Source organism: Ralstonia sp. GX3-BWBA (assembly GCF_003290055.1).
GTDB lineage: Bacteria > Pseudomonadota > Gammaproteobacteria > Burkholderiales > Burkholderiaceae > Ralstonia > Ralstonia holmesii.
In genome coordinates this window covers 111,750-124,092 of the sequence record NZ_QMKS01000023.1, presented here as the reverse complement: position 1 = coordinate 124,092, position 12,343 = coordinate 111,750, and the positions used below count along the sequence as shown (strand labels likewise).

The window sequence follows — 12,343 nt, the reverse complement described above, 5'->3', positions numbered from 1 at the left end:
ACCCTCTCGATCGACCGCTCGGACACGCCGCCCAGATGACCAGCAAACACCTCCAGATCTTCGCCGCCGCGCTGTTGCTGCTGGCTGCCATTCTTGGCGCCGTGGCATGGAAGACGGCGCATCGCCCGCCGGCGCCCGTGGCCGAGCAGAAAGATGGCAAAACCGTCTATCCCGTGGTCGTGACCATGAAACCGCTGGAGGCGGGCAAGCCCATCACCGCAGACCAGGTGGCCATTGAGCAACTGCCCATCAATCCGGCAGAGGCGTTTTCGGACGTGACGAAAGTGGTCGGGCGTGAACCCATTCTGCCGGTCGGCGTCGGTGTCCCATTGATTGCCTCGCAGCTGTCGTCGGGCCTTGCGCAGCAGGTGGAGGCCGGGCAGCGCGCGGTCGCCATCAATGTGGACGAGGTGATTGGCGTGGGCAACCGCGTCATGCCGGGCGACTACGTGGACGTGTTTCTCGTGATGCGCAAGGACGGCCAGGAGGTTGAAGCCAGCCAGGCGCGTCTGCTGTTGCCGCACCTGCGCGTGCTGGCGTTTGGCCCGCTGGCCGTCAATGAAGGGGCGCAGAAGCAGCCCGAGAACAACGGGGTGACGCGCAAGGTCGATCAGGCCAAGACGGCCGTGCTGGCCGTGCCGGTGGAGGCTGTCAGCCAACTGGCGATGGCACATCAGAGCGGTCGTCTGCTGCTGGCGCTGCGCAACCCGGGGGACGACGCCGAGCCGACCGTGAAGCCGCAGGACGCCGCCCTGCTGGCGGCCGCCAACCGCAATCCGATGGATGTGGCACAGGCCGGCGTGTCGATGGCCAGCCTGACTGGCTCGACGCGCCGCTCGCCGGTGCTCCAAGTGCCGCCGCTGCCCGTGGTGGCATCAACGCGCGAGACCGCACGCGCCAGTACAGTCGCCACCGGCGGCGTAGAGATCATCCGCGCAGGAAAACGTGAGGAGCAACATGACTGATGCCGCCATGGTTCGCGGTTGGATGGGCGTACTCGCGTTGGGCTGCGCCGCCTTCGTGTCGAGCGCATTTGCTGAGACGGCACCGACCGGCCAGACGCTTCATCTCCTGACGGGCAGCCAGCGCGAAATCCGCCTGGGCAAACCGCTCGAGCGCATTGCCATCGGTAACCCTGAGATTGCCGATGCGCTGTTGCTCAAGGGGCGCGGTACGGCCACGAGCGTTTTGATCATCGCCAAGAAGCCGGGTGCGGCCAACGTCATGGTCTGGACGCAAGGCGGCGTTGCGACGACTTACAACGTCCAAGTGGACGCCGCGGCGCCGCTGCCGGGCGATCCGGCCGTGGTTGCGCAGGGCGATACCGCCGTCGTTTCAGGTCAGCCCAAGGATGTTTACGCACTGGCTCGTGCGCGCCGCTCGGCCGCCGCAGCCAGCGGCGGGGAAAAGCCCAAAGACGGCAACGTCATCGACACCACTTCGATGAACGTGCCGGGCACGGTGCAAGTCGACGTGCGTGTGGTGGAGTTCAGCAAGACGGTGCTCAAGGAAGCGGGCTTCTCCTTCACCCGCACGCGCGGCGGTTTCAGCTTCAACACGTTCTCGCCGTCATCGCTGACCAAGTACACGTTCGGCTCGACGGGGTTGTCGACCGAGTCGACCATGCCGATCGGCTCCGCGTTCAACCTGCTGATCGGGTCGGTCAGCAAGGGACTCTTTGGCAACCTGAGTTTGATGGAATCGAACGGCATGGCGCGCGTGCTGGCCGAGCCAAGCCTGGTTGCCCTGTCCGGCCAGAGCGCCAACTTCCTGGCCGGCGGCGAGATTCCAATTCCCGTGCCGCAAGCGCTGGGGACCACCACCATCGAGTACAAGCCGTTCGGTATCGGGCTGACGGTCTCACCGACGATCCTGTCGGAAAACCGCATCGCCCTGAAAGTGGCGCCCGAAGCGAGCGACCTGGATTTCAGCCGAGGCATCACGCTCAATGGCGCAACGGTGCCGGCCATCGTTACGCGCCGCGCCGATACGACCGTTGAACTCGGCGATGGCGAAAGCTTTGTCATCGGTGGGCTGGTCAGCCGATCGACGCTGTCCAACGTCGACAAGGTGCCGTTCCTGGGCGACGTGCCGATCATCGGGACGTTCTTCAAGCGCCTGAACTACAACCAGGAAGAGCGCGAACTGGTGATCATCGTCACGCCGCATCTGGTCAAGCCGATGGCACGCAATGCGCCGATCGACAAGATGCTGCCGGGACAGAACGGCGGGCAGGATCGCGATACCGCAGGCGACCCCGTGTGGCGGCCGTTTGCTCTGGGGGTGGCAGATCGGGCCACCATGCCCGGGTTCTCGAACTAAGGGGCCGGCATGGATTACTTCCTTCTGCACGGCGGCGCGCGTGGCGGTATGCAGGGCGACGCCCAGGCGGCAGGTGTGCACCGCTGGCTGGCTGGGGCGATTCGTGAACTGGGCGTGCTAGTGGCCGAAACGACTGGCCACGACGCGTTCATCGAGCAGATTGGCGCAGTGAACCCAGAAGTGGTGTTCGTGCGCTTTGCCTCATCGCCCACGCTGATTGACGTGCCAGATCACGACCAGAAGCTGGGCGAGGGGGCCGACGCGATCAACGAGGCGACGCAACTGGTCGCACAACTCACGCGCTTGTTTCCGGGCTTGCCGCTGGTGGCCGTGGGTTCCGCTGCCGATGGCCGCGCGATGCTGGCTGCCTTGCGCGCAGGGGTGAAGGATTTCGTCGATGTGGACGGCGCGCCGGCCGAGGCCGTGCGCGTGGTGCGTCGCCTGCTGGCGGAGCGCGCATCGGCTGAGCCGACCCGCCGTGGCCGCGTGCTGGCCGTGTTGGGCGCACGCCCTGGCGTGGGCGCCACCACGTTGGCCACCAATTTGGCCACGCTCGTGCGCCGCACGTCGGCCAGTGATGTGATGCTGCTCGATCTGGGCCAGCCGCTGCGCGATGGCGCGCTGTACCTGAACGTGCAGGCCAATTTCCATTTCGTTGAAGCCGTGCGCAACTTGCGCCGCTTCGACCAGGTGTTTGTGCAGACCGCGCTGTCGCGTCATCCGAACGGGCTTGCCATCCTGCCGCTGCCGATCTCGCTGGCGGAGATGCGTGACATTTCGTTCTCCGAAGCGCTCGGCCTGCTCAATCGGCTGCGTACGTTCTTCGACCTGCAGGTCGTTGACCTGGGCGGCTTCGGCAACATCGACTTCATCGCACAGATCATCAAGGCCGCCGACGACGTGATGCTGGTGACCGAGCAGAGCGTGGGCGCCATCGTGTCGGCGGCCGAGCTGATGCAGGAACTCAAGAAGCGCGAAATCGATCGCGATCACCTGCACCTGGCCATTTCGAAGTTCGACACGCGCCTGTCGTTGGACGCGGCGCAGATTGCCGAGCGGCTGGAAATTCCTTCGGTGCTGACTGTGCCGAACCGCCGCGAAGCGCTGGTGATCGCCTCCAACCAGGGAGCGATGCTGGCCGAGACCCACCCCACCGATGCCTATGTGCGTGCGCTAGCCCAGATTGCGCAGACGCTCGGCTATGCCCAGCAGAGCGAGCGTGCGTCGGGTGTGTCGAGCTGGGTCTCAGGTGTGAGTGCGCGGCTGGGCGGGCGCTTTGGCGGGCGCTCCAAACGCAAGTCGGCAGACGCCACTGAACTGGATATCGGTACCACCGAACGGAACGCGACATGACCCAACCCATCGAGTTCTCCAACCAGGCGGACGCCGGCCACGGCGTGTTTGCCGTTTCGCAGGCCTTCCAGGACATCAAGGAAGCCGCGCACGAACACCTGCTGACGCGCATCGAAGAACTTGGCGCCGAGTTCGGCCGTTGGTCGCGCACGGCCATCCAGCGTTTTGTCGATCTGGAAGTGGAAGGCTTCACGCGCATGCGTCGCATCCCCGTCAACGAGACGGAGGTGCGGCAGATTGCCGAGGCGCTGACGAAGGAGTTGGCCGGCTTTGGCCCCATCGAAGACCTGCTGGCCGATCCGGCGGTGGAAGACATTCTCGTCAACGGACATCTGGACGTGTACGTGTCGCGCCACGGCATTCTGGAGCGCATTCCGGTGCGCTTTGCCGATAACAACCACCTGCTGCGCATCGTGCGCCGCATCCTCGCGCCGATCGGGCGCCGGTTGGATGAATCGAATCCGATGGTCGACGCGCGCCTGCCCGATGGTGGGCGGATCAACGTGGTCATTCCGCCGCTCGCCCTGGAAGGGCCAGTGGTGTCGATCCGCAAGTTCCGGAAAGACCCGCTCAAGCCGGAAGACCTGCTCGGCCTTGGCACGATGAGTGAAGAGATCGGGGCGCTGATCGAATCCGCTGTGCGCGCCCGATGCAACATCCTGGTGAGCGGTGGCACCAGCTCAGGCAAGACGTCGCTCCTTAACGCGATGGCGTATCACATTCCCGAGGCCGAGCGTGTGATCACCATTGAAGACACGGCCGAACTGTCGCTCAACCACCCGCACGTGGTGCGCCTGGAAAGCCGTCCGGGCGGCTTCGAGGGCACGGGCGTCGTCACGATTCGAGAACTGCTGCGCAACAGCCTGCGCATGCGGCCCGACCGCATCATCGTGGGCGAAGTGCGTGGCGGTGAAGTGCTGGAAATGCTGCAAGCCATGAGCACCGGCCACGATGGCTCGATGGGCACCATTCACGCCAGCAGCCCGCGCGAATGCCTCTACCGGTTGGAGATGCTGGCGGGCTTTGCCGGCTTCCAAGGCAGTGAGGTGAGCTTGCGCCGGCAGATCACCAACGCCATTGATTTCATCGTGCAGATCGGGCGGTTGTCCAACGGCAAGCGCCGCATCCTGTCGATCACGGAAGTGACGGGGCTCGGGGACAACATCATCTCCACGCAGGAGCTGTACCGCTACGAGCCCTACATCGGCCCGGACGGCGAAGAGGTCGACCGCTGGACGGCGCTCGGCCTGCAGCCGCATTCGCCCAAGCTGGCCCGCATGCGCAACAGCGAAGGCGGCGGGATGGACGGTGGCATGACCGGATTCGGCGGCGGAGGCCGTTTCCATGTCTAGCATGACGCTCTGGTTTGGTTGCCTCGCGCTGCTGCTGATGGGCGCATCGCTCATGCTGTGGGCGGAGGCCGTGCGCCGTCGCGAGCGCGAGGCATCGCGCAGCTTTGTGCGTGCACAGACCGAGCAGATCAATGCGCGTTATCAACCGAATGTGGAACCCGTACCGGCAAGCGTGCCCGATTCGCTGAATCGGGCCTGGCAGGATGCACTGCGCCGCGCCGATATCGAGCCGAGCCGGCGGTTTTACGTGCTGCTGATTGGCCCCGCGCTGATGATTGCGCTCGCCGCCTGGGCCGTGTCGAGCCTGCTTTCGGCCCTGACAGTGCTCGCGCTGTATGTCGTGATCGTTGCGTTCCTGTTTTGGAACCGCACCCGGAAGATGAACGAGCGCCTGCTGGCGCAATTGCCGGGCTTTCTCGATGGCGTGGTGCGGCTGATGAGCATCGGTAGCGCGGTGCCCGCGGCGTTTCAGGCGGCGAGTGCCAATACCGAGCAGCCGTTGCGCAACTGCCTGATCGCCATCACCCAGATGCAGCGCGCCGGCAAAGACCTCGACGCAGCGGTGCTGACAGTCGGCCAGCAGTACCGTGTGAACGAACTGGTCCTGCTGTCGTCGGTGCTGCGCTTGGCGTTGCGCTACGGCGGTCGGGCAGACATTGTGATGGAGCGCACGGCCGCATTCATGCGCGACCGCCAGCAAGCTCAGCGCGAGCTGTTTGCGCTGTCGGCGGAGACGCGGTTGTCCGCATGGATCATCGGGCTGCTGCCGATCGTGGTCGGCGGTGTCATCGTCATGTTCAATGCGGCGTACATCATGTCGATGTGGCGCGACCCGTTCGGCAAGACGTTGATTCTCACTGCCTTCGGCTTGGAAGTGCTGGGTGCGGTCATGCTGGCCAAGCTGGCCAAATCGGTCTGAGGAGGGCGCATGGACGACACCTTGATCACCCTCAGCCTGACCGCAGCGGCGGCGGGCGTGCTGGTATTCGGTGGGCTCGCGCTGCGTGCGACGCTCACGCGGCATCGCAGCGCGCGCAAGCTCGATACGGCGCTGTCAGACCTGCGTGCGACGGCGGCAAAGGCCCCCGCGGCCGCTGGGGCGCCAGTCGTGCCGCCCGCCACCAAGCCGCGCCCGCATGGCCCGCGTGAAGCCCAGCAGCTCCAGCAGCAGATTGCCAAGGTGGGGCAGCGTTGGATCGACACGGACCTGGGCCGCCGCATCGTGACTGAGGAAGACCGCAAGCTGCTCGAAGAATGCGGCTACTACGGCGAACACGCCCGCACCGTCTTTGGTGGCACCCGTATCTTGCTGCCGCCGCTGCTTGGCGTGTTCGGCGCATTGCATGCGTCATCGCTCCTGTTCGTGTTCGTGTTTGGCTTTGTTGGCATTGCACTGGGCTACCTTGCGCCGAAGTGGTTGCTCGGGCGTCGCAAGGAAAATCGTCGGCGTCGTATGGACGATGAGCTGCCGGTCATGGTCGACATGCTGCGGCTGCTGCAGGGTGTGGGCTTGTCGATTGACCAGAGCCTGCAGGTGATTGCGAACGAATTCCACAGCATGCTGCCCGTGCTGGCGGGTGAATTTGGCCGCGCCAACCAGCAGTTCGCCTCGGGCCGCCCCCGCGAGCAGACGCTGCTGCGCATTGCGCGCCTGTTCGACAACGAAGACCTGAAGGGCCTGATTACGCTACTCACGCAGGTGGATCGCTTCGGCGGCGCAGTGCAGGAGCCGCTGCGGCAGTTCGGCGGGCGTCTGCAGGAGAACCGCCGCGCTCGCCTGAAGGAGCGCGTGGGCAAGCTGACCGTGCAGATGACGATGATCATGGTCTTGACGCTGTTGCCCGCGTTGCTGATCGTCACTGCGGGGCCGGGCTTCATGGGCGTCATGCGCAGCCTGCAACATACCGGGGGACATTGAGATGACACGCTTCCCAAACACCGCGCGCGCCAGCTGGGCCGGCGTGGCCATGTTGACCATCCTCCTGGCTGGCTGTGGCTCGATGGCGACGTCCGACATGAGCCTGCGTGCCGATGCCGACATTGAAATGGCACGTCAGCGTCAGAGCCAGGAGAAGTCCGAGATCACCAGTCCGGCGACGTATCTTTCGTTGATCCGCAAGATGCAGGAGCAGGGCCTGTACTACGCATCGCTAGCGCATATCGATGCCTACCAGCAACGCTATGGCCGCGCGCCCGAGATCATGCTGCTGCGCGCGGATGCGCTGCGCGAAACCGATCAACTTGCCGCTGCTGATGCCGAGTACCGGGCGGTGGTGGGTGCCACCTCCGCCATGGGCGCAGGCACGCAAGGCGGATTGCTCAATGCCGCGGCCTGGCGCGGGCTGGGCATCGTTGCGGGGCGCCAAGGCAACTTTGCCGAAGCGGCTCGCCGGCTGCAGGTGGCGGCCCAGGCCAACCCGACCGACGCCAGCACGGCCAGCGATCTTGGCTACGCGCTCATGCGCGCCGGCGAGGTTGAGCAAGCCCGCGTGCCGTTGATGCAGGCGCAGCAGATGGCCGCCTCCAGCCCGAAGATCGCCGGCAACCTGGTGATCTGGCTGGCCGTGAACGATCGCAAGGACGATGCTGCATCCCTCACGTCGCACGCACAACTGACGGCATCTGCCCGCAAAGCAGTCGATGACGACGTTGCTCGCGTGCGCGCTGCCTGGCGAGATCGCCGTATCGCCCGGGAAACCACAACAATGGTGCCGCGCGGCGTGGCAACCGGGCCTTCTGCGGCAGCGTCTGCGGGCGTCTCGGTCGCCGCCGCGGCGACCGCCACCCCCAAATCGGCCCGCCCGCTGGCATTGCAGCGCGGTCGCCTGCTTGACACCTTGGAGGTTTCGCAATGACTTTTCGCATCCTGATGGCCGCCGGTGTGGCGGCATGGCTGACGTGCAGCGTTGCCGGCGCCCAGGGGTTCTCGGGCAGCGACTCGCAGGGCGCCGCAGCGGCACCCAAGGTCGGCACCCACGTGAATGATGCGACGCGAGCGCTGTTCAAGGCGCAAGCCGAGGGCACCTACGCGGGCGAGTTCGTACCGTTGCGAGGCGAGCAGGCGGCGCTGGCCTATCAGCGCTACCTCAATTCGTTCAATCAGGCCATGCCCGGCCTGGCACAGCAGAGCTCCGGAACGCGGGCGTCGACGGTCAATCTTGTCCAGCAGTCGGGGCGCTGATCCCTGCAGAATGCGCCCCACGCTGTGACACGAGCCGCCGCCCCCCGTCTTCGCCGAGCCGTCATGCTCCGCCGCCTGCGCGGCGCGGTGAGCGTGATGACGGCCACCTTCATCGCCACGGTCGGGCTGGCGGTGTTGGTGTCGATCGACATCGGCAACCTGTTCTATCAGCAGCGCGCGCTGCAACGCTCGGCCGATCTGGCCGCGATGGCCGCCGTGCAGCGGCTTGACCTGCCGACCGCCGCACAACAGGCGGTGGTGCAGAACGGACTGACAGTGGATGGCACCAATGTCACGCTGGCGGTCGTGCCGGGCGTTTGGGATGCCAGCGCGGGCACTGCGCCCACGTACTTCACCGCGCAGGCGGCCGTTGACGGCAACACCAACGCAGCGCAGGTGACGATCACACAGAACGTGCCGTATTTCTTCATGGTGGGCCAGCGGCAACTGACAGCGACGGCGATTGCGAAGAACACGCCGATTGCATCGTTTTCGTTAGGTTCCGGTCTGGCAGCCGTCGACGGAGGGCTACTTAATCAGCTACTAGGAAGCCTTCTTGGTAACGCCAATCCTTTGAGCCTTAGTTTGGTCTCGTACCAAGGGCTGGCGAACACGAACATTCGTGTTTCTGACCTGATGGCGGCTGTCGGTGTGGGTACGGTGCAGCAACTCTTGTCAGCGCAGTTGACCTTGACGCAGTTTTTCAACGCGGTCATCGCGGCGGGTGCACAGAACGGATTGGTCGGTGTCTCGGCTGGTACTGTAGCCGCGCCGGATACGCTGGTGCTTGGCCCACTGTTGAGCGGCACAACCATCAATATGGGAAACAGTGCAGGCACGCCTGGTGTCCTTCAACTGCTAGCGGATGTGGGGAACGATCAGTCGGCGGCCGATGCGACATTGAACGTGCTCGATCTGCTGATGACGGCTGCACAGATTGCCAATTCGCAGAATGGTGTAGCGGTTTCCACGAACCTGGGATTGCCTGGTGTCGCCGGCCTCCCGGGCCTCGTGAATGTCGGTTTGTCGCTCAAAATCATTCAGCCGCCTGTGATCGCGATCGGCCCTCCCGGAACCGATGGATCTGGAAACTGGCGTACGGTGGCGCGCACGGGGCAGGTGAGTCTGGGCTTGAATGTTTCGGCTTCAGTGCTTGGAATTGTCAACATCAATGTCCCTATCGGGCTCATTGCTGCCGGTGCAAATGCGCACTTTGAAGCTGCGCATTGTCCTGTGCCCCGCAGCGGCATTTCCGCCGATTTTGGTGGGCAGATAGCCCCCGTATCGCTTTGCATTGCCAACGGATCCGCCACGGCTGCCAGTAGTGTCAGCAGCTATTCGTGCTCTTCCACGCCAGCGGTTGTGTTGCAAGCCTTGGGCGTTGACGTGATATCGCTACAAGCCAACATCGCGCCCGCAGCCAGTGCTGGTTGGACACCTGACCCCACCACCTTGACCGTTGGACAGACTACTCGCGTCTCAGGCACTGGAACTTTCTTTGCCTCGATTCTGAACGATACGAATCAAGTGAAACTTCAAGTTCTCGGCTCGGGCGTTCTAAACCTGTTGGGACTTTCAGATTTGATCGTTCGAGCGACGCTTGGCCTTGTCGGCCAGACACTCGACGCTGTGTTGTCACCTCTACTCGAAGTCCTCGGCATCCAACTCGGCTACGCCGACATCAAACTCCTCTCGCTCGACTGCGACGCCGTCGAGTTGGTTTACTGACATGGAAGCGACGACATGAAAACCGATCGCTGGACGTACGAAACGCTTGAGATTTTTGTCTGGGAAGGCCGCCACGACATTGCCGATCGTGTGGCACGGTTCATGGCGCCGTTTGGGGCGGAGGTGATCCGCGCGGGCGGCATCGACTTCCAGCCGGCCGAGCCTCGGCTGAAGCCGGCGGTGGCGGTGATCAGCGCGTCGGTGGTGGAAAGCGGCGGTTTTACGGTGCTCGACTGGCAGGCCGCGCAAGGCATGCCGGTGATCTGGGTGGCGGCGGATACGCAGCATGATTCGAGCCGCTTCCCCCCCGAATACACGCACGTGCTTGGGCCCGACTTTGGCGCGACCGAGCTCCGTGCGCAGATCAGCAAGGTGTTGCCGTCGATGTCGTCTGCGCAGGCTCAGGCGCACGATCAGAGCGACCTCGTGGCTGCATCGCCGGCCATGCACGGGTTGCTGGAGCACGTCGATACCTTTGCCGATTGCGACAGCAACGTCATGCTTTACGGCGAAACCGGCGCCGGCAAGGAACGCATTGCGCGCCTGCTGCACGACAAGAACAGCGTCTACGGCAAAGGCCCGTTCGTGGCAGTCAACTGCGGCGCGATTCCCGACGGGCTGTTCGAATCGCAGTTCTTCGGCCATGCCAAGGGCGCGTTCACGGGCGCCATGTACGCGCACCGCGGCTACTTTGAACAGGCCAACGGCGGCACGCTGTTCCTCGATGAGCTGGGCGATCTGCCGCTGTATCAGCAGGTGAAGTTGTTGCGTGTGCTGGAAGACAGCGAATGCACGCGGCTGGGCTCGACGGTGCCTGTCAAACTGGATTTCCGGCTGGTGGCCGCCACCAACAAGAACCTGCGCGAGATGGTCGCCATGGGCAAATTCCGCGCAGATCTGTACTTCCGCCTGGCTGTGATCGAGTTGCGCATCCCCAGCCTGGAGCAGCGCGGGGCGGACGACAAGATCGCGCTGCTGCTTTCCTTCCTGCGGCACTTGCTCGGCGACAAAACCTTTGATGCCATGCCGCCGGTGCCGGAATGGGTGCGGGCGTCGGTCAGTCGGGCTTACTTTGCCGGCAATGTGCGTGAGCTGCGCAACCTGGCCGAGCGCATCGGCATCACCCTGCGCCAGTTCGGTCGCTGGGACGAAGCCCGCATCCTGCCGCTATTCGCCGGCTTGCAGCGCGATGCTTTCGAGCGCGAAGGCGGCAATGGCGAGCGCGGTAGCGGTGGAAATGGCAGCAGTGGTGGCGAGGAAGAGCGTCGACGTATCTTGGCCGCGCTGGACTCCAACAACTGGCGCCGCCAGGACACCGCCGCCACGCTGGGCATCAGTCGCAAGGTGCTGTGGGAAAAGATGCGCAAATACCAGATTGCCGACGGCGAAGCCGAGCTGCGCGAGCTGGAGTGATGCCATACAACACCCTACTGCGCGGCGGGTGCCCGGCGCGCCACTCCGGCGGCGGATCGCGTATAGTTTTCGGCTGCAACACCTGCGCAGAATCCACAGGGTCGAGATGAGAACAAAACAACAATCAGGGAAAGCGTCGCACCAGACGTTTCAGAGGGGATTGGCCATCGCGGCCGCAGTCGCAGTGATGGCCGGTACGGCCGCCTGCACATCGGCCGTAGCGCAGAGCCCAACCGCACCGCCCACAGGCATTGCACCCATTGCTGCCGCCGCGCCCGTGCCGGCGTTGACCGCCACGGTTGGCCAGCCGGCGGCAGCTGCGCCCTCCGCCAGCGCGCCAGCCACGCCCGGCAGCGCGGCTCGCACCGGAGGTCCTGCTCCCACCAGCGCCGTATTCGAGCTGCAACAGCGCATGCAGGCGCACGAGCTGTCGGAGCTGCGTACTACATACAACGGGGCCTACGGCGCCAGCCTGCTGTTTGCCCAGAGTGACCTGACGTACTACGTCACGCTGTTCCAGCAGAAAGACCTCTGGCGCGTCATCAAGACCACCAACGAAGCCTTTGCCGAACGCCTGTACAACGACTTCGCCAAGCAGACCCGCACGATGGCCGATCTGGAGCTGCAGCGCATCCGCCTGGAAGCCCAGAAAGAGCGTTCCGAGCGCCAGATTGCTGCCCAGCAGGAAAAACTCCGTGGTCTGAAGACCGACCTGGACATTCAGCGTCAGCAGCAGGCCCAGGCACAGGAACGGCAGAAGACTGCTCGCACGGAAGCCGAAGCGCTGGATATCGAACGCCGTGCCGCCCGCGCCCGCGTGGACGAATTGCAGCGTCAGATCCGCGAACTCGAAGCGCAGGTCAACGCGCCGTTCATTCCACAGCCGCGCCGTCGCTGATTCAACCCTTCACGTCATCCCCAGATCGGGCGGCCCACGGGTCGCCCGATTCACTTTTAGGCGCCGGCATTCAAACATGGCGACTTTGTTTGATAC

General features: G+C 64.4%; 11 protein-coding genes. All 11 read left to right on the top strand.

Going from position 1 to position 12,343, the window contains the following annotated elements; all coding sequences use genetic code 11:
- The first annotated feature begins 35 nt into the window (after window positions 1–35).
- Window positions 36–965 carry a Flp pilus assembly protein CpaB gene (gene cpaB / locus DOD19_RS21935; RefSeq protein WP_112188100.1) on the top strand — a complete coding sequence of 310 codons (930 nt, stop codon included), beginning with the start codon at window positions 36–38 and terminating at the stop codon, window positions 963–965.
- Window positions 958–2,322, top strand: coding sequence for a type II and III secretion system protein family protein (locus tag DOD19_RS21930; RefSeq protein WP_024978687.1), 1,365 nt, complete (start codon window positions 958–960; stop codon window positions 2,320–2,322). The genes cpaB and DOD19_RS21930 overlap by 8 nt, the downstream gene beginning before the upstream one ends.
- 9 nt (window positions 2,323–2,331) lie before the next feature.
- Window positions 2,332–3,675 carry a CpaE family protein gene (locus DOD19_RS21925; RefSeq protein ID WP_024978688.1) on the top strand — a complete coding sequence of 448 codons (1,344 nt, stop codon included), beginning with the start codon at window positions 2,332–2,334 and terminating at the stop codon, window positions 3,673–3,675.
- A complete protein-coding gene (locus DOD19_RS21920) occupies window positions 3,672–5,027 on the top strand; it encodes a CpaF family protein (protein ID WP_112188098.1) in 1,356 nt (451 codons plus the stop codon). Before DOD19_RS21925 ends, DOD19_RS21920 begins: the two co-directional genes overlap by 4 nt.
- The gene (locus DOD19_RS21915) at window positions 5,020–5,946 is read left to right on the top strand and encodes a type II secretion system F family protein (protein WP_112188096.1); all 927 of its coding nucleotides are present in this window, start codon (window positions 5,020–5,022) and stop codon (window positions 5,944–5,946) included. The genes DOD19_RS21920 and DOD19_RS21915 overlap by 8 nt, the downstream gene beginning before the upstream one ends.
- 9 nt (window positions 5,947–5,955) lie before the next feature.
- Entirely contained in the window at window positions 5,956–6,945 is a 990-nt protein-coding gene (locus DOD19_RS21910) for a type II secretion system F family protein (RefSeq protein WP_024978691.1), read from the top strand.
- 1 nt (window position 6,946) lies between these two features.
- Complete coding sequence (locus tag DOD19_RS21905) at window positions 6,947–7,882, top strand: tetratricopeptide repeat protein (RefSeq protein ID WP_112188094.1); 936 nt, start codon at window positions 6,947–6,949, stop codon at window positions 7,880–7,882.
- The gene (locus DOD19_RS21900) at window positions 7,879–8,208 is read left to right on the top strand and encodes a DUF3613 domain-containing protein (RefSeq protein WP_112188092.1); all 330 of its coding nucleotides are present in this window, start codon (window positions 7,879–7,881) and stop codon (window positions 8,206–8,208) included. The genes DOD19_RS21905 and DOD19_RS21900 overlap by 4 nt, the downstream gene beginning before the upstream one ends.
- A 63-nt stretch (window positions 8,209–8,271) precedes the next feature.
- Window positions 8,272–9,936, top strand: coding sequence for a TadG family pilus assembly protein (locus tag DOD19_RS21895; protein WP_239498080.1), 1,665 nt, complete (start codon window positions 8,272–8,274; stop codon window positions 9,934–9,936).
- 15 nt (window positions 9,937–9,951) lie between these two features.
- Window positions 9,952–11,349, top strand: coding sequence for a sigma-54-dependent transcriptional regulator (locus DOD19_RS21890; protein WP_112188090.1), 1,398 nt, complete (start codon window positions 9,952–9,954; stop codon window positions 11,347–11,349).
- A 106-nt stretch (window positions 11,350–11,455) separates the two neighbouring features.
- A complete protein-coding gene (locus DOD19_RS21885; RefSeq protein WP_112188088.1) occupies window positions 11,456–12,247 on the top strand; it encodes a DUF2968 domain-containing protein in 792 nt (263 codons plus the stop codon).
- Window positions 12,248–12,343 lie beyond the last annotated feature (96 nt).